Below are 20,752 nucleotides of genomic sequence, written 5' to 3' on the forward strand. Positions count from 1 at the left end.
ATTCATTTCACGTTATGCGCGTTGTGTTTTTGCGCCATGGAGCCCTTCTTCCGCGGTCGATTCTTTTCCATGTCTGTAGTGGCTGTATTGTCTTTGGCTTGTCTGTCTTGGCTGTTGCTGTCTTTTCTCCAGAAGATCATGGGCGGTTTGCCCTTTTGCTGTCGGGAATGTGGGTGGGTGTTTCGATTCTAACCGCCGTGTTTCTGGATCCCTTCAGCCAGCGCGGGCGGTGCGGTCGCACGCATGGACGCATGTTACAGGCTATCTTCGGCTGGTTTGGTCTTTCTGCATTCCTGCCTGGTATCCTGATGGTTGGGTTTTCAGATACGCAGTGGTTTGCCCTGCCGGTTTCCGGTTTCTTTCTTTCCCCCGGTCTGGCGACTGTTTTTTTGCACCGCCGCCTTATGCAGGCTGGTATCTGCACAGGTCCAAAGGTGTGGATCTGGGTGGGGCTGTGTCCACTGGCCACCTGTATTCTTGTTCTGTCGGGTGATCTTACGCCGCATAACCTGGTCTTGGTTCTGTCAATAACGAGCATCGGATGTCTGGCCCATTTTTCGCCTTTGCGCGTGCGTGTGCTGAAGAGTGTATTGGCGTGGCATGTGCGCAAGGGGATTTGCCTGGTGCTCGCGTTGCCTGTTGCCTTGGTGGTGCAGCAAGGGCCTGTGCTGGTTGTTGCAGTTTTTCACGGTCCGGAAGGGGCTGGCGACTGGCGACGTGTTCAGCTTCTGATGATGCCTGTCCTGCAGGGCATGGCATTCCTTGGAGGGTATCTACAGCCACGCCTTGCCCGGCTGGTGCGTGAAGAACAGAAAAGATTGGCCAAGGCACGTGCGCTTGTCTTTGGAGTGAGCCTGTCTGGATTATCCTGTCTGTGGTGCATTGGTCTTTGTTTCGCCGGAGATGATCCAGGATCCTTGCGTGTCCTGTTGCCAGCCCATGGCATTGGCGTGGCAGATGGTGTTCTGGCTTGTACCTACCTGGTGGCTGCTTCACTGGCAGCTGCTGCGGGTATCTTTGTGCGTGCCAAGCAGGATAATGCACGGGTTTTTCTGGCAACCCTCTGTGCTGGCGGTATCTGCATGGCTGGTTTGCCGCTGTGTGCTCCTTATGGCATCGCTTGCCTCCTTGCTCTTCTGGCGTTGTCGTACGCTACAAACGCGGTGGTGTTGGCATGGCCATGGCGATAGTGTTGCTGATTGGCTTGGCGTACAGCAGCCTGTTGTTGTACGCGGCCTGCGGTGAAGGACACCGTTTCAGTGCAGCGTTGACAGGCTTGGCCATCAATTATGGTTTGCGTCGTCTTCTGTTTCTTGACCCGTGGCTGGGGCAGAGCGAGCTGGCTTGGTATGTTCTGATTGTAGTAGCGGATGCCTTTATTGTGCTTGTGTTCTTTCTGGGAACGGTGAGCGGCAGATCTGTTCCCGCAGATTGCGTAACAGATTATTTGGTCTTTGCCCTTCTTGCCTTGACCTTGGGGCTTGCTCTGCTGGATCCCCGCGTCCCATGGATGGTGCGTTTTGCGCACTGGAAAGAAGAGTACGGTTGTCTGATTTTTTATTTTCTGGTCCGGCAGTGTGGACCAGCAGCCGGAACACGTTACGGCTTGCCCCTGTTTCTGGTCATTGCGGGGCTTGTTTGGGGGGCATTCAGATGATGGACGGGCCGGGTATGCTGGATCTGGCCTGGATTGAATCCGGACGGTCCGTTCTGGCTCGTGGTGGTGCCGTTGGCGTGACGGGCGCTCATGGCCTGGGGAATCTGGAAGCCGGGTGGTTACGCCCGTATGCCTTTTTTGGCAATGGAACGGATATGGGCGTCTTTATGGCATTTTCCTGGGTTTTATGTCGCCCCCGTCCCGGCGGGGTGGTTGAGATTCTGGCACGCACAGGGTTGGCTGCTTTGTGTGCGGCCGGTACGGTTCTCACCATGGTGCGCTTTACATGGGTTGTGCTGGCTGGTGCCATGCTGGGCAGTATTCTGGGGCGGTTACGATCTGTCCTGGTTCGTGTACTGGTGCTGCTGCTGATCGGGATGGTATCTGTTCCCGGTCTTGAGGCTATGCAGGCTGTTGCGTTCCGGTGGGAACATACCCACAGCCTTGTGGGCCGGATCTTTGTAACGGGAACCTATCTGCAGCGTTGGCATGCGCAGGTGGCTTGGCTTGAGCATGTGCTCCATAATCCGGGTGTCCTCCTTGTTGGGTACGGGTTTGGAGCCAGCGGCTCTGCCATGACCAAGTTCGCCCCGGAACAGAGTCCGCATGCGGGAGAGGTCTACCATCACAGCCGGGCCATGGATCTTGTCGAAGACGGAGGAATGGCCCTGCTGGTTCTGGTGATGGCTATATTGGTATCAGCCAGTCGTGGCAAGGGGCGTGATGCCTTGGGGCAGGGCATGGTGTCCTTTGCCTGGTCGCTGATGCTTGCATCTGTGTTCCTGGGGGGTAAATCTGTTGTGTTGGCAGCCTTGTTCTGGAGTGCGCTGGGTTTGGCGGTCAACCGGCGGCGCTGCACGATTATGCCATGCGTCTGATGTTGGTTACGCAATCCCTGCGCCCCTTTGGATCTGGGCAGGATGTCGCTGTCTGGCGCTTGGTGCGGGCTTTGGCGTCACATCCAGCAGTACGCCTGACGGTTGTCACGGCTGTTGCCGACAAGACCACCCTGCCGCCGGGAATACGCTTGATTCGTTTACCCACTCTTCCGGTCTGGCATGGATCCTTACGATTTCTGACTTTCTTGCTTGTCTGGTGGATGGCCCGTCGCTGGCTGCGGCGGGGAATGGACTATGTCCTGCTCGACAGTCCCCTGTACGGCGGGGGAGATGCTGCTCTGGTCCATTTTCTGTCATCAAGCTGGTATCCACGTCTTGCTGTCATTTCTGGTCTTGCCGGATGTGTCCGCTATTCTCACGAGCGGTGGCGCCACTGGATCGCCATGACGCTGGAGCATTTTGTCCTTCACCCGTCCCGGGCTGTCTTTCTGTTCCCTGTGTCTACATCCTTGGCCCTTGATCTAGTCCGGAAGCACGGCATATCTCCGGACCGGATACACGTTGTGCCGAATGCATCGGATCCGTATTGCTTTGTTCCCGCAATATCTCCTCCCAAGGGATCAACACGCATTCTGTTTGTCGGTGGAGCTTGGCATCGCAAGCGTCTTGACCTCGCCATTATGGCTATCGTTCCGTTGGCAAATGATGTGGTTCTGGATGTTGTCGGGGCAGGTCCTGTATCGCGCTGGATGGCTTTCGCTGAACGTGCTGGTGTTGGGCATCGTGTTATTTTTCACGGATTACAGCGCGATGTTGTTCCGTTTTACCAGCAGGCTTCGGTTGTGCTGATCCCGTCGGATTATGAAACTGATGGCCTGGTTGGCTGGGAAGCCCTGTGCTGCGCAGTTCCCGTGGTGGCAACACCATCCGCTGCGGTTGGTGGTTGGCTTGTGAATGGCGTAACAGGAATAGTGGCAGAAACCGTTCCCGATATGACCCGTGCCGTGCAGCAGCTTCTTGCCAATCCGGATCGTTGTCGCCGTATGGGCCGCGTCGGGCGCTGGTTGGCTTGTCGTCGGGCACCGGATCGCGTTGTTACCCGTTTATTAGCCAGGATCAGGCTACACACGTGACACGTGTTCTAATTGCACGGGTTGGGGGTATGGGGGACAGCTTGGCCTTGTTGCCTGTTCTTCTGGCCTTGAAGAAAGATCGTCCGGATCTGGATATAACCGTCTTGTTATCGCCTATTGGAGAAACTGTCCTGAATCCGGTACTGGATCGTGTGCGCGTTGTCACCGTGCCACGGGCTTCCCTGTCCGGCATAGCGGGTTTGCGTTGTCTTCCCGCACTGGTGAAGCAGGTTGGGCGTCAGGATAAAGCGTTGTTGTCGTATGATGAAACAGCGGCGGTTCATGGTGTTGCGGCATGCGTTTCTCCATGCCGTATCGGCTTTGATTCTGGCATCAGCCGGGGAGAATACCTGCTGACACATCGCTTGCCATTTGATCCGCACCGCCCTGTTTATGACATGCTGTATGACCTGGCCCGTTTCATGGGGGGCGTGTGCCCTGTTATGCGTTTGGCCCGTTTGCCCGGACGTGTGGAGGGTACTACTGCCTATGGGGAGCTTCATGTACGAGCCGCCACGTCCTTGCAGGAATGGGATGGCATGCATCAGCTTGCCCCGTATCTGGAAGCTGTGACGGGATTCCATTGGCTTGTCCGTCGTGGTGTTGATGACAGGCGTCCCCTTGGTGACTTTCTGGCCGGGATAGCCGGTGCCCGTGCTGTGGTCAGTGTGCACAGTGGCCCGCTGCATCTGGCATCCGCGCTGGGTGTACCGGTTGTAGGGATTGCTGGCCCGACAGCACGGGCTTGGGATCCCCCCGGTGTTCCTGTCCTGCGTCTTGGGCCAAAGTGTCAGCCCTGTGGTTTGCCTGGTGCACCGGCAAGAGTTTGTTGGCGTGGTGATCATGCCTGTTTGTCGCAGCTCTTGCCCCGCATGGTCATGAAGTCCCTGTTACCGGTTTTGCATGCACAGCTCCAAGGTACGGTGTCGCCATGCACGTTTTGATGTTTCATGCCCGCTATCGCCTTGCGGGAGGCGAAGATGTTTCGGTTGAGCTTGATGCCACACGTCTGCGCTCTGCCGGTGTTCAGGTTACGCAGATGATTGCACCCGCCCTGGGGCGTTGTGGAACGGTGTGGCCCGGCGTATGGGGGCATCGTGTTGCCCGTATGCTGGAGCACGGTTCATTTGATCTGTTGCACGTCCAGAATTTCTTTCCGGCAGCGACAACGGCCGTACACCATGCTGCTTTTCATCGTGGCATTCCCGTTGTCCAGCATCTGCGTAATGCCCGTCTGCTGTGTCCATCTGCAACATTGTGGCGGGGTGAAGGCTTGTGTGTGGCTTGTCGCGCTTCCCCTGTTCCGGGGATTTATCATGGTTGCTGGCGTAACAGCCGAATGCAGACTTTGTTGTCTGCGTGCATGGTGCGTTGGCAGCGCAAGACTTGGGACCAAGTTTCTGCTTTTGTTACGCCCTCGGCTTTTTTGCGCGACATTCTGGCCCCGGTCCTTGATCACAGCAAAGCGGTTGTGGTGCTGAATAGTGCGCCGGATCTGGTGCCCTGTCCCCCTGCACAGCGCAGCGGAGTTGTGTATGCAGGGCGCTTGTCACCCGAGAAGGGGGTTGATGTTTTTCTTCAGGCTGTTCGGGCACTTGATCCCTCTGTCCCTGTTAGCATCTACGGGACCGGACCGATGGAGGCTGAGGTTCGGGCCTGTGACCGGATCAAGGTCTATGGGCATGTACCGCTTGAAGACATCTATCGTGCGATGGAGAAGGCGCAGGTTGTTGTGGTTCCCTCTCTCTGGCCGGAGCCTTTCGGGCGTGCGGCACTGGAAGGCATGGCTGCCGGTGCAGCTGTTGTTGCCTCGGCTGTCGGAGGGCTGCCCGAGGTTCTTGGTCCCACAGGTTTCCTTGTTCCACCCGGGGACCCAGATGCCTTGGGCGTGGCGATTCAGATGGCCTTGGTTGAGTATGCTGCCGTCGGGACTGATGGTTATCGACGTGCGCGATCCTTGTTCACCAGTATAGATCCGTTGCTGGAGGTTTATCGGCGCTGTATTGAACAGAGTTCCAGCAAGGCCAGCCAGCTGAACCGCGGGACAGTTTTGACATAGCGGGGTATCAGGCGTCTTGGTTCCATGGCCATCCGCCACAGCCATTCCAGCCCGAGTGGGTGTAAAAAGCGCGGTGCTTGGCGTACTGTGCCAGCCAGAAAATTGAATGCGGCACCAACCCCCAGGATCACCTTCGCATTCAGGTAAGGGTGATGGGCTGCAATCCATATGTCCTGTTTGGGCGTTCCCAGGCCAACCCACAACAGGTCGGCATTCATGGCATTCAGCTTTTGGATCAGCCCGAAATCCAAGCGTGACCCATCCGTAATATCCGGTGTCAGCATGCCGGCGACAGACAGGTTCGGGAAGGATGTGGCAAGCTTTTCCGCAACGCCCGGTGCTCCACCCAGAAAAGCATGTCTGAGCGGGGTCTGTGTTTTAAGAGAACACAGAATGTGCATGATATCCGGTCCATAGGCGCGCTGGGCGGAGGCATATCCCCGTGCGCGGGCGATCCAGACCAAGGGCATGCCATCGGGCAGGACCAGATCGGCCGCGTGCTCCAGTTGGCGTATGTCTTGTATGTCCCGCCCGGCAAGCAGGCTGTGTGCATCTCTGAACAGGACAAGAGCCGGATATTCTTGTTTGCCTTGTGCCCAGAGCACGATCTGCCGTGCGGCCTGATGCGGAGAGAGAAGTGACAGGGGGCACCCCAGAATGGACAGCTGTGTCCGTGGTGTGGAAACCGGCATAGGCAGCACGGCATGACTCTTGTTGAATTGTCTCGGAAACACGATACTGCGCAGATTATATTGATCCGGCAACAATTTTGCCCGACTGTAGTAGTGTTTCTGTTTCAGGGCATGAGATACAGATACCCGGAGCGGAGCGGGCAGGAGGTGTCATGACCGATAATGTGCAATCGGACGAGCGCGAGGCAGGAGAGATCTGTGTTGATCCGGTCCAGCCGCGGATCGTGCACTTCAAGCTTCAGGCTCCGCATCCCGGTGCGCCTTCTTCCGGGCAAGGTCAGGGTATGGATGGAGCGGGTACCGCAGGTGCGCAGTCCGTTGGTGGCAGTGTGGATGCACCAACGCCTGTTCGTCCGGCTCTCCTGCCTGATACCGGTTCTGCCCCTGAATTGTCTGCAGCGTCTGCCCTGTTATCCGATGAGCCGGAATCCCCGTTTGCTATACGGTTTGCCACCCTGATCAGTCTGGTGTGGACATCGGTTGGGGCTTGGTGGGGCAGTGGTGTTTTCGGTCCCGTTCCGGATCTGGGGCGTTTGCCGCCAATTGAGGTGGCGGCCTTGTCGGCTGTTTATGTTCTGCCTTTGATGTTTTTGTGGCTTCTGGTCGCTTTCTTCCGGCGTGGTGCGCAGATCCACCGCGAGGCACAGGTTCTGCGTGCCCAGTTGGCCTTGCTGACGTACCCGGCAGACCATGCGAAGAACCAGGTTGCGACGGTGGCCGGTGCTTTACGGGCGCAGGCCATAGAGTTGTCGGAAGCAACCTATGCCGCAGCAAGCCAGGCTTCTGTCCTGCGCGATATCCTGGGGCGCGAAACGCGCGAGCTGGCGCATATGATCCAGGACGTTGATACCCGAACAACTCCGGCGCTGGAGCGCGCAGCCAGCCAGGTCCGCCAAGTTTCGGAGCTGGTGGAGAAGGTCCGGGACGTCACGGCCACTCTGGATTCCTCCCTGTCACATCACTACGCGAGTTTGACTGAAGCTGCCCGCCAGGCCGACACCTCGGCGGAGGGATTGGCAGCGTCACTGGGGCGTCAGTGTGAGCAGTTGGCCGTTCTTGGTACAGATCTGGCCGAGCGCAACCGGGTTGTTGATGATCTGGTAACGCGTCAGGATGCGTTACTGGCTTCTGCCAAGGTCTCTGCAGATACCTTCAATCACGCTGCAACCACTCTGATGGTGGGTGCCGCCAAGGCAACGCACGGCCTGACCAAGCGGGCAGAGGCAATTGACAACGTTATCCTGACCATGACGGAGCGGGCGCGTTCCCTGGCTGACGCCACCGCTGTCGTAATACAGCAGATGAATGAGCTGGGTGATGGTGTGGACCGCAGGGCGGATGTCCTGCACAATCGCCAGCAGGACATTACCCGCAGTGCACATGCCGCTGCTCAGGAACTTGATGCAGCGGCTGCTACGGCGATTGGCGATTTCAATGCATTCCGTGATGTGACAACGGATGCTCTGGAGGGAGCCCACGCCGCTGCGGCGGCCATTCGTGATACGGCAGCTCATGCAGAAGGCGTGCGTCGCCTTTTGCATAACCAGGCCAAGGGATTGGAGGATGCCGCCCGTCGTATGGGAGAAGAGGTCCGCAATACGGGTGTAGCCTGTGACGAGCAGGGGCAGATGGTATCGCAGGCAACGGATCGGGCAACAGAGCGGATTCGTCACTTGGCTGATCTTCTCAGTCGCAGTGCTGTTGATATTACCCGGACAACAGCGCGTTCGGTTGTCGAGATCGAGACTGTGACCGAATCCATGAAGCAAAGTGGCGGCGCGGCCATAGATGCCTCGCGGGAAATCCAGGAAGCGACGCGTGCCGTTGCAGCTGAGTCTGATCATGCTGTCAGCCGTGTTCGGGCTGCGACCGATGGTATGGCAAGCGGGGTCAGTGCCCTTGCTGCTGCCGGGCAGGCATTTGGTGATGAAGCTGCCCGGATTGGCGAGGCTGCGAATGCCACAATTGTGACCATTCGCACGCTTGCTGCTGACTTGTCTGCTGAAACCCGCCGGTTTGGCGAGACGGCGGATGGTGCCCTGTTGCGTGCTGATGCCGTTCGTGGTGCCTTGGCTGCGGCCTTGGCCAGTTTTGAGGCCACCATCGATGGTGGTGTTGAAAGGGTGGAAACGGCTGGTGTTCGTCTGACCAGCGGAGCGAATGACTTTGCTGTCTCTGCCCGCACAACGATGGAGACCCTGAACGGAGCCGGGGGTACGTTACGGGCGCAGGTTGATGCCTTGAGCCGTGCAACCGATGAGGCGGCGGACAGGTTGCAGGGTGTCACCCGCTCACTGGGGGAGAGCGGTGATATTGTTGCCCGGATCAGCGCTACGGTGACTGAAAAAGCAAGTCGGGCCGGTGATGAGTTTGCGCGACGCGCAAGTGCGCTGGCCGCTGCAGCCGAGGAGGCCAAGGAGCGCGCCAGCGAGTTGATGGTTGTGCGTCAGGATGTTGATGTTCAGCGATTCCTGACCGAGACATCGTATGTGATTGAGCGCCTTCAGGCTACGGCGGTGGACATTACACGACTGTTTACGCCATCGGTGGAAGAAGATCTGTGGAAGCGTTTTTACAAGGGCGAGCAGAACGTTTTCCTCCACCATGCTGCCCGCACGATTACGCGTTCACAGGTTCAGGCCATCAAAAAGCTGTACTCCGAGAACCGCGAGTTTCGTCAGTACGCATCCCGTTATGTCACCGAGTTTGAGTCTCTTCTGAAGGGGGCAAGAAGTAATGATCGTGGTGATGTGCTGACGGCTGTCTTCACCAGTTCCGATATGGGGCGTCTTTATATCGTGCTGGCGCGTGCGATTGGTCGTATAGGTGGGGATTGATCAAGAGTGAACAGGGTCTGATGGACCCTGTTTTATATTTTGGGGATCTTCGGGCGATCAAGGTAGGGAAAGTCAGCGCACAGATGGTCCAACGTCACTTCCAAGGCTGATTTGCTCTCGATAATGATCAGAATGGTGTCATCACCGGCAATGGTCCCCAGGATTCTTGGGTGGTCGCTGTCCTTTCCTGATGAGGGCTGTACGTATTTCTGATCAAGGGCATAGGCAATGCTGTTTGCCTGTCCTGGGTGTGTGTGCAGGACGATAAGCCCAAGGGCCGAGACCTGTATGCCCTTGATGACAGGAAGGGTTCCATGAAAAACCTCAAGGCTTTTGTACTGCCCTGATACTTTTGCAATGTTCAGCTTCTTCAGCCGCCGTGAAAGGGTGGCTTGCGGAATCCTGTAGCCTCTTTTCTCCAAGATCTCCTGAATTTCACTTTGTTCATAGATGGAATGGCTTTGGATAATATTCAGAATATGCCCATCAAGGGCGGGTTCATGCGTCATGTTGCGGTCCTTTTTTGACTTTGCATTCATGTTTTTGGAATTATAGCCGAATTGCCCTTGACGCCGCAATGACCGCACTCCTATAGTCATAAAATGAATATATAATGAGTGATGCTCCGTTGTGAGTAAGGTGCTGTCTGCCGTTTTTATTGCTTTATCCCTTATTTCAGCATGTTCTGATGAGGACCAGTCTGAAGTAATGCGCTTCGCAACCTCTGCGGAATATCCACCTTTTGAATACAGGGAAGGTGATGAAATAAAGGGTTTTGACATTGATCTGGCCCGCGCTGTTGCTGCCAAGCTGGGCAAGACTGCTGTTTTTGAGGATATGCAGTTCAGTACTGTTCTAGCCGCGCTTCAAAGTGGAACTGTCGACGCGGCTATCTCGACCATCAGCATTACAGAGGAACGCAAGAAAAGTTTCGATTTCTCAAGAAGCTATTATACGGAAAGTCTGTCGGTTGTTTATCCTCTGCAAACGCCTGTTTCTTTTATTGAGGCCTTGAATAACAAGACGATTGCCTGCCAGCTGGGCTCGACTATGGAGATCTGGTTGAGAGAGCATGTGCCTGGTGCTGACATCGTGGCAATGGATAACAACAACCAGGCAATAGAAGCCTTGAAGGCCGGGCATGTTGATCTGGTTTTCATTGACAGTATCCAGGCGGTGGAATTTGCTACCAGAAACCCGGTTTTGGGATCTTCGGTGATCAGTCGCTCCGATACGGGCTATGGCATTGCCTTCCCAAAGGGGTCGCCCCTTCATGCGCGGGTTGATCAGGCGCTGACAGAGCTGGAAGAAAGCGGCGAGCTTGCGCGGCTGAAACAAAAATGGCTTGGGGATTCAGCATGGAAGAGCTGATGTCCCATGTCCTTTTTATCGGCAAGGGCGTTGCCCTGACCCTGCAACTGCTGTCAGGGGGGCTGTTGCTGGGTTTTTCACTGGCCGTTGCGATCAGCATCCTGAGGTTCAGGGGCTTCGGGGTTGTGGTGATTGACCGGTGGGTTTCCGTTCTTCGGGGGACACCACTTATCCTGCAGCTTGCTTTTGTCTACTTTGCTCTCCCGGGTGTCCTTGGGATCAAGTTCAGTGTGCTGACGGCTGGGATAGTGACCTTTGGCCTGAATGCATCCGCTTACATCGCCGAAATTTTGCGCTCGGGTATCGAGAGCCTGCCCCCCGGGCAGTTCGAGGCATCTCGCGCCTTGGAAGTCCCGACTTTCTACATGTGGAAAGATATTATTCTCCCTCAAGTTCTGCGCAATGTTTTCCCGGCCTTGGTGAACGAGGTCATTGCCCTGCTCAAGGAAACGGCGCTGATTGGTACGATCAGTGGCCTGGATATCATGCGGATGGCCCAGATTCTGGGGGCAGAGCGTTTCACCTACTTCCTGCCGCTGTGTATTGCGGGTGCCTATTACTACCTTCTGGTTCTCTTGATCGAGTATTTGGGCCGCAAGGTCGAGAAGAGAGGCTTTTATGCTCAGGCTTGAGACCGTATCGAAATCCTTCGGGAGTGCAGTGATTCTGGATTGTTTGGATCTGGACATTGAGAAAGGCAGTATTGTCGGCTTGGCAGGCCCGTCGGGTAGCGGGAAATCAACCTTGCTGCGTCTTCTCCAGAATCTGGAGAAGCCAGATTCCGGTGTCATTCACTGTAATGGCCGGACAGGATTCATGTTTCAGGATTTCCAGCTTTTTCCGCATATGACGGTTCTGGACAATGTTCTTTATGCACCACGGTTACGGGGAAAGGGGGCTGCGTGTCTTGAGCGTGCCTCCGTTCTGCTGGAACACTTGGGGCTCACGTCAAGGATTGCAGCGTATCCACGCCACTTGTCCGGTGGGCAGAAGCAAAGAGTTGCGTTGGCCCGTACCTTGATGATGGAGCCGGATATTGTGCTGTGCGACGAGCCGACGTCTGGTCTTGATGTGGCCTCGACATCCGGCGTGGCGGAGTTGCTTGGCTCTGTCCGGGATATGGGTGTGACCATGGTTATTGCATCCCACGACCTTGATTTTCTGACCCGTGTTGCCGACCGGGTTGTGCTTCTGAGAAACGGCAGGATTGCCGTGGATACCCTTACCTCCGATCTGGGTGACCTCGTTGGGTATCTGGAATCTTTTTATCAGGAACAGGAAGAATGAAAGACAATCCGGACAAAATCGTTCTGGCCTATTCGGGCGGCCTTGATACCTCTGTCATGATTCCGTGGCTGAAGGAGCATTACCCGAATGCCGAGATCACCGCTGTTACCGTCGATCTGGGGCAGGGGGAAGACTTGCAGGCCATCCGTGACAAAGCATTGCGGACAGGGGCTGACCATGCCGTTGTTGTGGATGTTCGCAAGGCGTTCGTAACGGATTATGTGTGGCCCCTTGTCAAGGCAGGTGCTTTGTACGAGGAGCAGTATGTCCTGGGGACTATTTCCCGCCCCCTGATTGCGCAAAAGCTGGTCGAGGTGGCCCGTTCCACCGGTGCATCGGCTATTGTGCATGGCGCGACCGGGAAGGGAAACGACCAAGTTCGGTTTGAGTACACCATTAATGCGCTGGCGCCGGACATCAAGGTCATTGCCCCCTGGAGGAGTTGGTCCATCACATCCCGCCAGGATGCCATTCGCTATGCCCGGGCACATGGTGTTGAGGTGTCGGTCAGCCCGTCATCGCCTTATTCCCGCGACCGGAACATCTGGTTTGTCTCTCATGAAGGGGGATGCCTGGAAAGGCTGGATACGGGGCAGCCCGATGACGTGTTGCTGATGACAGAGGTATTAGAGAAAGCGTCTGCTGATGCAGAGTTTCTTTCTCTTGAGTTTGTGCAGGGGGTGCCGGTTTCGCTGGATGGTGTTCCAATGGATCCCGTATCCCTTCTTTCTGCCTTGAACGTGCGTGCGGGCAGGCACGGCATCGGGGTCGCTGACATTATTGAAAGCCGCCTGGTTGGCATGAAGGTAAGGGGCATTTACGAATCACCTGCTGCTGCCGTTCTGTACAAGGCTCATCATATCCTGGAAACAGCCTGTCTTGACCGGGCCATGCTGCGCTTGAAGCAATCCATGAAGCCTGCCTATGCTGATCTGGTATACGAAGGGCAATGGTTCTCCCAAAGTCGGGAGGCACTGGATGCCTTTTTCAGTGAAACCCAGAAGAACGTGACAGGGACCGTCACCGTGCGCCTGTACAAGGGGAATGTTCAGTATGCGGGCTTGAAATCTCCCTGCAGTCTTTATAATGCGGACTTGGCTACGTTCGAGGAAGACAGCCTGTATAACCAGGCCGATGCGCAGGGGTTCATCAATCTTTTCTCCTTGCCGGCCAAGGTGTATGGAATGGTGCACCGGCAGTCCAGAACGCGGGAGGAGGTTCCGGTATGACCAACGCAGTCTGGGGTGGGCGTTTCCGCAAGCCGATGGACCCGAATGTTGCCCGTTTCAATGCATCCCTGCCGTTTGACTGCCGCCTGTATCGGTTTGATATCGAGGGCAGCCGGGTTCATGCGCGCATGTTGGCCCGGCAAGGGCTAATTACGCAGCAGGATGCTGACGACATAGATGCAGGTCTGGTTGAGATCCTTGTGGAACTGGAGCAAGGGGGAATTCCATCTGATTCCATGGCTGAAGACATTCACATGTTCATCGAGCAGCGCCTGATCGAAAAGACTGGTGATACCGGCAAGAAGCTGCATACCGGGCGGAGCCGTAATGATCAGGTTGCGCTGGATTTGCGCCTGTATGCCCGTGATGCCGGACAAAAGGTACAAGGATATCTACAGGCCGTACATGCAACCTTGTTGGAGCTTGAGAAGCGTCACATCAACGATGCCATGCCGGGGTATACGCACCTGCAGCAGGCCCAGCCTGTACCGTTGGGGCGGTGCTTCGGGGCGTGGGCTGCCATGTTCGGGCGTGATCTCGGGCGGTTGAAGGATTGGACAAGCCGGATGAACCAGTGCCCCCTTGGGGCAGGTGCCCTGGCTGGTAGTACCTTGCCGCTGGACCGTTCCTTTGTTGCATCCGAGCTTGGCTTTGATGGCGTTATTGAAAACACGATTGATGCCGTCAGCGACCGCGACTACATCATCGAGTTTCATGGCGTGGCTGCTCTCGTGATGATGCATCTGTCACGGCTTGCCGAAGACATGATTGTATGGGCCAGCACCGAGTTTGGTTTTGTTGTCCTGGATGATGCTTTTTCAACCGGATCATCCTTGATGCCCAACAAGAAAAATCCCGATGTTTTCGAGCTTGTTCGCGGAAAGAGCGGGCGGGTGTTCGGGAACCTTATGGGTATGCTGACGGTGATGAAGGCCCTGCCGCTGAGCTACAACAAGGATATGCAGGAAGACAAGGAAGGTTTGTTTGATACCGTCGATACCTTGGTCGCATGCCTTGGGATCATGCCGACCCTTCTGAAGTCTCTTACCTTCAGGACGGATGCAATGGGCCGCGCGGCAGAGTCAGGTTATCTGGATGCAACCCGCATTCTTGAGGACTTGGTGCGACAAGGCGTTCCCTTCCGTGATGCCCATCACCGCGTTGGTGCCTGGGTGGCTGAGGCAATGGACAAGGAATGCCCCTTGCGTGAGGTTATGGAAAAGAAGCAGATGACATCCTGATCATGGCAGGTATGAAACAGGTGGGCGGGCTTGCAGGCCCGCCCTTTTTTCGACCAGGTTTCAGGTGGCACTCGCCAGGATGGGATAGGTAAACAAGCTAAAGTGGATGAGGTTCAGGCCAAAGTGAGTGGCCACAGCAGACCGTAATCCCCCCGCACGCCATGCCAGGCCATAGCCAATGCCGGCGACAGTTGCCAAGCTGATCCAGACCATTCCACCGCGGTGGTAGGCAAGCCCGAACAAGAGCGCGGCAAGAACCAGAGCCAGTGTTTTTCCGTACCGTTTGTGGCCCCAGAGGCGTTCCATCCCTCCCTGTACAAAGCCTCTGAAGAAAGCCTCTTCGGCCATTGAAACCAGAAGAAGATTGTTCAGTGCCCACAGCCATCCCCATTCAGGCCATTTGGGTGCCCAGGTTATACTGTCGGTGATAAAGCCGAGGCCCAAGCATACGGATACCGTTCCAGCCAAGACCAAAGCTGTCTGTATCACGGGATGTTTTGTATGGGGTCCGGCAAGGCACCAAGGAAGAAACAGCATGAGCCAGAACCCGACCAGTGGCTTGTCCAGGTTCAGCCACAGGCTTGCCGGGGCGGCTCCCTCTGACAGCACATCAGCCGTGATGACTTCAAGGTTCTCGAATCCCGGTGCCCTGTGCAGGGCAAGGACCGTTGCTGTGAGTGTAAACAGGACGAAGCCGGCGGCCCGGATCCAGCGTTCCCGTTGAATCAATACAGCGCTAAGTCCCAGAAGAAGGACAGGAACCAGAGCTGGAAAGTCAAGGTGCCCGTTCAGGGCTGCTGCACCATAGCCCGCAATCAGCAGGGCATATGACAGCGGGCGGAAGCGGTCGGGTAGCCATAGCAACGCCGCACCGGCAAACAGAAAAAGCCATGGAATGAGGATCATCAAAAGATCGTGCCTTGCTGTGGTCTGGTGAACAAATACGTGGGAATCGAAATCTTTTACCATCAATGATTGACCCCGCAAGGGGGATTCTGTCCCGGTATTCTCACAGATGTCTTGAATGCAGCTGTGCCTTTGCTTCACCTTGCAGCGATGGCAGCAGAAAGGTGGTACTGTGATACGTTCTCCCGGTTATATCATGTTCCGGAATGTGGTGTTCCTGACGGTGGGGTTGGTCCTCGCGATGTTTGCCCTTGCCTGGTTCTCGGCGGTGGGTGGCCGTCATCAGGGATCACCGGAGCCAGAACAGGTTGTGCGGCTTTTTGATTCCGTTGCCTTTTCCGGGTTTGGGGAGCAGGGCCCGACGGGGCAGGGGCCTGTGCTTCGGCGCTGGACGGTCCCGGTTACTGTAGGTGTACGGGGTCAGCCGCTGGGGCGTGATGATGACGAGCGTCCCTGGACTATGGCGTTGCGGGAGTATGTCACAGCGTGGAACAGCGTTCGTGGTCTATCTCTTTCCGTGGTTAATTTGCCTGTTACAGAGGATTCTCGTCGCCTTCTGGAAGACCCGTCCGATGCCTCCTTGCGTATCCTGGTTCTGCCAGAGCAAGCCTTGGTCGATCTGGCGTTTCAGAATGTGATCCCGCGTACCCATGCGGCTGAACTGGCTGATCGTCGCCGTGGTTGTACCGTACTGGGCGCAGAAGGGCCTGCCTTGAGCAATGTTGTTCTGCTGGTTCGCGATGATGTGGGGCGTTCAGCGCGTGCCACATGTCTGGGGCATGGTTTGGCCAAGGCCCTAGGATTTGGGATTGATGCCCGCACGGCATCTGATGTATTCCGCAGTCGTCCTGACGGGCTTGGATTTCTTCCTGCCGGTCGCATGGTGGCAGAGCTGGTCTATGACCCCGCTTTTGTGCCCGGGCAGCCCCGGCATGATATTTTGCCGTTGATACCGGAATTATTGGAGCAACGAGGAATGATCGACCATGAGTGATATTCCGGCCGAGGCTGGATGGCGGGAACGCGGCAGGGCCTTGTTGCCAAAGGATGTAACGGCTGCACGGGGGGTGACGCCGGCCATTATCCTGGTGGAGCCCCAGCTTGGAGAAAATATTGGGACCTGTGCTCGCGCCATGGGGAATTGTGGCTTGGGTGATTTGCGTCTGGTGCGTCCCCGGCCTGATCATTTGACGGAACGGGCCCGGGCGGCGTCTTCCGGTGCCGATGCGGTTCTGGAGCAGGCCCGTATCTATGATTCGACCGAAGATGCCGTGGCTGACCTTGTACACGTTTATGCAACGACAGCGCGGCGGCGTGACATGATGAAGCGTCTTGTAACCCCGCGTCAGGCCGGGGCTGAGATGCGTCTGGCATTGGCAGCCCAGCCATCCCAGCCAGCCGGGATTTTATTTGGCCGGGAACGGACAGGGCTGGAGAACGACGATGTTGCACTGGCATCTGCTGTCATGGAAATCCCCCTTAATCCGTGGTTTTGTTCCCTGAACTTGGCCCAGGCAGTTTTGCTTGTCGGGTATGAATGGTTTACGGGCCTTGATGAAACCCCGTCCGAGCGCCCCCCTGAACGGCAGTCTTCCTTGGCGACACAAGAGGAACTGTCGGGTCTTTACCAGCATCTGGAGCGGGAGCTTGATGCCAGCGGCTTTTTACGCGTTCCCGAGAAGCGTCCGGGTATGGTGCGGAATATTCGTTCTATCTTTGCCCGCAATGGCCTGAGTTCGCAGGAAGTACGTACTCTGCATGGCATCGTGCGGGAGCTGCGCTGGGGGCGTCGTCCCGATCGTCCGCCCCGCAACAGCAACGGAAGCAACACTCCACCGGACTTTCATTCCGGGGCAGGTGATGCAGAGCCTGAATAGGGTCAGGTTGCAGCGCTGCTACTTTCTGAGGCGCCATAGCCGGCGCCCCCCTCGCTGGTCAGGCGGCCGAGCATGTAATCGCGCAGGATATTGGCGCCAAGCTGTTCCCATGGCGGCAGGATCAGGTTTTGCAGGGGAAGATCGGGCAGCATGCTGAACGAGTGGGAAAGCGGCATCTCGGCCTTGCCGATCAGGATCAGGGTGCGGGGCAGGGCCGGGGCTGCCGCTACAAGGCGTTCAACCAGCTGTGCATGGCGGTCCCGTACCCCGGTCAGAAGCAGGGGTTGGACGTTGCTTTGGCCCATTGCATCGATAATTTGCTCCAGCGTCATGTTGGCCATGGCCCGTATTGGCGCAAAGACAGGGCTTGAGAGCTTGCACAGCAGCGTCGGGTAGAGAAGCTCGACGTCAAAATACCAGATCCCCGGGCCTGTTTTGGGAACAGGCAGCATGGCCTGAAACATCAGGTCTTTCCAGACCGTGGACAGCATTTCCCTATGTGGCTGTGCAGCCGATACGGCGTGGACCGGAATCGCGTGATTACAGCGGTCTTCGCGGGCAATGCCCTGTACCTGTTGTGCTGGTTTGTCGGCCAAGGTTGTCGGTTCGCCGCCCTGGTGCAGCCAGGCAATACCATCGGTCCAGTGAACGCCATAGCAGTCTGCTGTCTGTGTCATGGAAGTACCCTGCCGCCCGGTTCTGCCTGCATAGAGCTGAAAGAGTACCATTTCCCCGGTTTGTCCTCATAGCGGGGTGTCAAGCCGTTGTCCGTCTGGTCACGGCTTGGCGCATGGGGGCATTGCTTGTTCTGCAGGTTTCCTTTCCCGCAGCCCGGATTAATATGCCCAAAAATAATCCGGGTATAGCATTCCATGCTGTACCCCTCTTTTTGAGTGTTCCACGGAGAGTATTCCATGAACCACACCGTTCAGGCTGTCAGTCCCACAGCTGTCAATGAGCAGATCCCTTGTGTGCCTTTGTCCTCATCCTACTCGACGCCTGATGTCTTGCCTCCGGACCTGCTCGCCCGGCAAAACGAGGACCTTGCATACAAGAAAGCGGTGAACAGTCTGTCGGGAAAAATGATCCAAGGGATCCTGGCGGGTATTTTTATCGGGGTCGGTGCGCTTTTCGCCACGGTTGTCATGTCGGGTGATCCGCATTCAGCCTTGCCCTACGGGGTTACCAAAATGCTGGGAGGCATCTGTTTTACCGTCGGGCTTTCCCTAGTTATGCTGGGGGGCGGTCAGTTGTTTACCAGTGATTGCCTGATAACCATGCCTGTTGCCAGCAGGCGTCTGAGTTTTGGGCATATGGTGCGTTCATGGACAGTGGTGTGGTGTTCCAACTTTGTCGGTGCTGTGGCCTTTGCCGGTCTGATCTTCCTTGGTGGACAGTACATGCAGGGGCATGGTGTTGTCGGTGCAAATGCTCTTTATATTGCATCTGCGAAGGCATCTCTGCCAGCCAGCCAAGCTTTTTTTCTGGGCATTCTGTGCAATATCATGGTGTGTATGGCTGTCTGGATGGCCAATGCAGGTCGTACAGTAGCTGACAAGATTATGGTGATTGTGTTGCCTATTGCCGGCTTTGTCGCCGCAGGGGGAGAGCACTGTGTAGCCAATATGTACTTTATTCCCATGGGGTTGATGATCGAGTACGGAGCTCCTGATTCCTTCTGGATGGATATCGGACAATTGGCCGTGGACAGCCGCCCCCACATTGATGTGGTTAGCGCCCTGCAGAATCTTGGTGTCGTGACATTTGCCAACATAATTGGTGGTGGTGTTTTTGTGGGTGGCGTATACTGGAAGCTGTTCAGATCAGCCCGGAACCGGTCTTGCGGCTGATTCATCATTTGACATCCCGATATCGATCGCGATAATGCCAGCCTCCATTTCCGAGAATGTGGGCATGGTTTTTGGTTTGGATGCCTTGCCCCGCCGCCCGTTTCGTATGTATCCGGGGCCGGACTATCGGGACAACAACGTATAGATTTTAAAAGGGCAACGACCTGTTATGTCGAAGCGTCATTCCGCAAAGTACAAGATAGACCGCCGCCTTGGCGTCAACCTCTGGGGCCGCGCCAAGTCTCCGATCAACAAGCGTGAGTATGGTCCGGGGCAGCATGGCCAGCGTCGCAAGAAGCCTTCGGATTATGGCACTCAGCTGATGGCCAAGCAAAAGCTGAAAGGCTACTACGGTAATATCAGCGAGAAGCAGTTCCGCAAGTATTACGCCGAAGCCGTGCGTCGCAAGGGAGATACCTCCGAAAACCTGATCGGTCTTCTGGAGCGTCGTCTGGATGCCGTTGTGTACCGTATGAAGTTTGTGCCGACCGTGTTTGCGTCGCGCCAGTTCATCAACCACGGCCATGTGCGCGTGAATGGCCGTCGGGTCAACATCCAGTCCTATATGGTCCGTGAAGGTGACGTTGTGTCCGTCCGTGACAAGTCCCGTGAAATGGCTTTGGTCATGGAAGCGGTCGCTTCATCTGAGCGTGATGTTCCTGAGTACATGGAAGTGGACGCCAAAGCGCTGAAGGGTACGTTTGTTCGTACGCCGAAGCTGGCTGATGTTCCTTACCCGGTGCAGATGGAGCCCAATCTGGTGGTCGAATTCTATAGCCGCTAAGGCATTCGACCCACTTGATGCAAAAAAGCCACCCGGAAGGGTGGCTTTTTTTTATGCGCGGGACCACAAGAAAACCGGGCGCTGCTGGTATTGCGGCAACCCGGTTCAATGTGAATCAGGAATTGATGGATATTCCCTTGTCCTGGAGCACCTTGACCAGTTCGCCGTTTGTTGCCATTTCGCGCACGATGTCACAGCCGCCGATGAATTCGCCCTTTATGTACAGCTGGGGAATGGTCGGCCAGTTGCTGAACTCCTTGATTCCCTGACGAAGTTCATCGCTATCCAGAACGTTGATTCCTTTAAAATCAACGCCGAAGTGATTGAGAACCTGAACGACAGCAGCGGAAAAACCGCACTGCGGAAAGTTTGGGGACCCTTTCATGAACAGAACGACGGCGTTCTCGTCGATGTCGCGCTGGATGTCCTTGAAAATCGGATGATCTGACATGATATCGTCCTTGTCTGGCGTGTTTGCGCCGTTTTCCAAACAGATGTGGTGTGAAGGATATGAGGTGATGCGGCGGTTCCGTCAACAGGGTAAACAATACGTTCCCCCTGTTTGGGTTGCCCGTATTAAAAAGGTTGATAGAACGTCACTGATTTCCCCCTGCTTGGGGCCGTAATCTGGTCGGAGTGAGAGGATTCGAACCTCCGGCCCCTGCCTCCCGAAGACAGTGCTCTACCAGGCTGAGCTACACTCCGTTACATTGCAGCGCCAAGGCGTGTGCTTATAACGTTCCCGAATTTCCCTGGCAAGAACAATTATCAGGGGGCGTGTCCCTCATTCTGCAAAAAAAAGCACCGCTTGAAGGCGGTGCTTTTAGAATGGTCGGAGTGAGAGGATTCGAACCTCCGGCCCCTGCCTCCCGAAGACAGTGCTCTACCAGGCTGAGCTACACTCCGCTATCCATGCACCCCTGAGGCTATCAAGGAAGGTGCTTGTAACCTTACCGGAACAGTGCAGCAAGGCCTCATCGTTTGCATGTT

Annotated in this window: 21 protein-coding genes and 2 tRNA genes; 16 read left to right on the forward strand and 7 right to left on the reverse strand. The window is 56.1% G+C overall.

The genetic code is table 11. From position 1 onward, the window contains the following. The first annotated feature begins 14 nt into the window (after positions 1-14). Genes HEQ72_RS00115 through HEQ72_RS00140 form a run of 6 tightly spaced genes read left to right on the forward strand, consistent with a single transcriptional unit; the run spans position 15 to position 5,688 of the window. On the forward strand, positions 15-1,190 hold the full coding sequence (locus tag HEQ72_RS00115; protein WP_168020651.1) for a hypothetical protein: 1,176 nt from the start codon (positions 15-17) through the stop codon (positions 1,188-1,190). Then, positions 1,181-1,657, forward strand: a complete 477-nt coding sequence (locus tag HEQ72_RS00120; RefSeq protein ID WP_168022262.1) for a hypothetical protein — start codon at positions 1,181-1,183, stop codon at positions 1,655-1,657. Before HEQ72_RS00115 ends, HEQ72_RS00120 begins: the two co-directional genes overlap by 10 nt. Then, complete coding sequence (locus tag HEQ72_RS00125; protein WP_168022263.1) at positions 1,654-2,535, forward strand: hypothetical protein; 882 nt, start codon at positions 1,654-1,656, stop codon at positions 2,533-2,535. The genes HEQ72_RS00120 and HEQ72_RS00125 overlap by 4 nt, the downstream gene beginning before the upstream one ends. Then, a complete protein-coding gene (locus tag HEQ72_RS00130; protein ID WP_168020655.1) occupies positions 2,526-3,629 on the forward strand; it encodes a glycosyltransferase family 4 protein in 1,104 nt (367 codons plus the stop codon). The genes HEQ72_RS00125 and HEQ72_RS00130 overlap by 10 nt, the downstream gene beginning before the upstream one ends. Then, complete coding sequence (locus tag HEQ72_RS11660) at positions 3,626-4,573, forward strand: glycosyltransferase family 9 protein (RefSeq protein WP_168020657.1); 948 nt, start codon at positions 3,626-3,628, stop codon at positions 4,571-4,573. Before HEQ72_RS00130 ends, HEQ72_RS11660 begins: the two co-directional genes overlap by 4 nt. Next, the gene (locus HEQ72_RS00140) at positions 4,561-5,688 is read left to right on the forward strand and encodes a glycosyltransferase (protein ID WP_168022264.1); all 1,128 of its coding nucleotides are present in this window, start codon (positions 4,561-4,563) and stop codon (positions 5,686-5,688) included. Before HEQ72_RS11660 ends, HEQ72_RS00140 begins: the two co-directional genes overlap by 13 nt. On the opposite strand, the gene HEQ72_RS00145 is transcribed toward HEQ72_RS00140, so the two are convergent. Beyond that, a complete protein-coding gene (locus tag HEQ72_RS00145) occupies positions 5,619-6,380 on the reverse strand; it encodes a WecB/TagA/CpsF family glycosyltransferase (protein WP_245183211.1) in 762 nt (253 codons plus the stop codon). The two genes, HEQ72_RS00140 and HEQ72_RS00145, sit on opposite strands and share 70 nt — an antisense overlap. Before the next feature lie 152 nt (positions 6,381-6,532). Between HEQ72_RS00145 and HEQ72_RS00150 the strand changes: the two genes are divergently transcribed. Further along, positions 6,533-9,217 carry a hypothetical protein gene (locus HEQ72_RS00150; RefSeq protein ID WP_168022265.1) on the forward strand — a complete coding sequence of 895 codons (2,685 nt, stop codon included), beginning with the start codon at positions 6,533-6,535 and terminating at the stop codon, positions 9,215-9,217. A gap of 32 nt (positions 9,218-9,249) precedes the next feature. Here the strand turns inward: HEQ72_RS00150 and HEQ72_RS00155 are convergent, their stop codons facing one another. Further along, on the reverse strand, positions 9,250-9,726 hold the full coding sequence (locus tag HEQ72_RS00155) for an ArgR family transcriptional regulator (protein ID WP_168020665.1): 477 nt from the start codon (positions 9,724-9,726) through the stop codon (positions 9,250-9,252). A gap of 199 nt (positions 9,727-9,925) precedes the next feature. On the opposite strand from HEQ72_RS00155, the gene HEQ72_RS00160 reads away from it, so the two are divergent. From HEQ72_RS00160 to argH, 5 genes are read left to right on the forward strand one after another with little or no spacing between them, the layout of a single operon-like run. Then, positions 9,926-10,588 (forward strand): ABC transporter substrate-binding protein, encoded by a 663-nt coding sequence (locus HEQ72_RS00160; protein WP_168020742.1) that lies wholly within the window; start codon positions 9,926-9,928, stop codon positions 10,586-10,588. Beyond that, positions 10,588-11,220, forward strand: coding sequence for an amino acid ABC transporter permease (locus HEQ72_RS00165; protein ID WP_209316148.1), 633 nt, complete (start codon positions 10,588-10,590; stop codon positions 11,218-11,220). Before HEQ72_RS00160 ends, HEQ72_RS00165 begins: the two co-directional genes overlap by 1 nt. Continuing rightward, on the forward strand, positions 11,207-11,875 hold the full coding sequence (locus HEQ72_RS00170; RefSeq protein ID WP_168020669.1) for an amino acid ABC transporter ATP-binding protein: 669 nt from the start codon (positions 11,207-11,209) through the stop codon (positions 11,873-11,875). Before HEQ72_RS00165 ends, HEQ72_RS00170 begins: the two co-directional genes overlap by 14 nt. Continuing rightward, positions 11,872-13,104, forward strand: a complete 1,233-nt coding sequence (locus HEQ72_RS00175; RefSeq protein ID WP_168020671.1) for an argininosuccinate synthase — start codon at positions 11,872-11,874, stop codon at positions 13,102-13,104. Before HEQ72_RS00170 ends, HEQ72_RS00175 begins: the two co-directional genes overlap by 4 nt. Beyond that, entirely contained in the window at positions 13,101-14,345 is a 1,245-nt protein-coding gene (argH, locus tag HEQ72_RS00180; RefSeq protein WP_168022267.1) for an argininosuccinate lyase, read from the forward strand. Before HEQ72_RS00175 ends, argH begins: the two co-directional genes overlap by 4 nt. Before the next feature lie 60 nt (positions 14,346-14,405). On the opposite strand, the gene HEQ72_RS00185 is transcribed toward argH, so the two are convergent. Continuing rightward, positions 14,406-15,251 carry a type II CAAX prenyl endopeptidase Rce1 family protein gene (locus HEQ72_RS00185; RefSeq protein WP_168022268.1) on the reverse strand — a complete coding sequence of 282 codons (846 nt, stop codon included), beginning with the start codon at positions 15,249-15,251 and terminating at the stop codon, positions 14,406-14,408. A 172-nt stretch (positions 15,252-15,423) separates the two neighbouring features. Here HEQ72_RS00185 and HEQ72_RS00190 point away from each other — a divergent pair, with 172 nt between their 5' ends. Together HEQ72_RS00190 and HEQ72_RS00195 are read left to right on the forward strand one after the other, a co-directional pair. After that, positions 15,424-16,245, forward strand: coding sequence for a DUF2927 domain-containing protein (locus HEQ72_RS00190; protein WP_168022269.1), 822 nt, complete (start codon positions 15,424-15,426; stop codon positions 16,243-16,245). After that, positions 16,238-17,128, forward strand: coding sequence for an RNA methyltransferase (locus HEQ72_RS00195; protein WP_168020679.1), 891 nt, complete (start codon positions 16,238-16,240; stop codon positions 17,126-17,128). The genes HEQ72_RS00190 and HEQ72_RS00195 overlap by 8 nt, the downstream gene beginning before the upstream one ends. Before the next feature lie 2 nt (positions 17,129-17,130). Here the strand turns inward: HEQ72_RS00195 and HEQ72_RS00200 are convergent, their stop codons facing one another. After that, complete coding sequence (locus HEQ72_RS00200; protein ID WP_168020681.1) at positions 17,131-17,805, reverse strand: hypothetical protein; 675 nt, start codon at positions 17,803-17,805, stop codon at positions 17,131-17,133. Between the two features lie 237 nt (positions 17,806-18,042). Here HEQ72_RS00200 and HEQ72_RS00205 point away from each other — a divergent pair, with 237 nt between their 5' ends. Next, a complete protein-coding gene (locus HEQ72_RS00205; RefSeq protein ID WP_168022270.1) occupies positions 18,043-18,978 on the forward strand; it encodes a formate/nitrite transporter family protein in 936 nt (311 codons plus the stop codon). Between the two features lie 169 nt (positions 18,979-19,147). Further along, entirely contained in the window at positions 19,148-19,762 is a 615-nt protein-coding gene (rpsD, locus tag HEQ72_RS00210; RefSeq protein ID WP_168020685.1) for a 30S ribosomal protein S4, read from the forward strand. A gap of 115 nt (positions 19,763-19,877) precedes the next feature. On the opposite strand, the gene grxD is transcribed toward rpsD, so the two are convergent. The 3 genes from grxD to HEQ72_RS00225 form a co-directional block, all read right to left on the reverse strand. Further along, positions 19,878-20,213, reverse strand: coding sequence for a Grx4 family monothiol glutaredoxin (gene grxD / locus HEQ72_RS00215; RefSeq protein ID WP_168022271.1), 336 nt, complete (start codon positions 20,211-20,213; stop codon positions 19,878-19,880). 177 nt (positions 20,214-20,390) lie between these two features. Beyond that, a tRNA-Pro gene (locus HEQ72_RS00220) sits at positions 20,391-20,467 on the reverse strand. A gap of 124 nt (positions 20,468-20,591) precedes the next feature. Next, positions 20,592-20,668, reverse strand: a tRNA-Pro gene (locus HEQ72_RS00225). Positions 20,669-20,752 lie beyond the last annotated feature (84 nt).

Origin of the sequence: Haematospirillum sp. 15-248, from assembly GCF_012102665.1 — a bacterium.
Taxonomy (GTDB): Bacteria; Pseudomonadota; Alphaproteobacteria; order Rhodospirillales; family Rhodospirillaceae; genus Haematospirillum.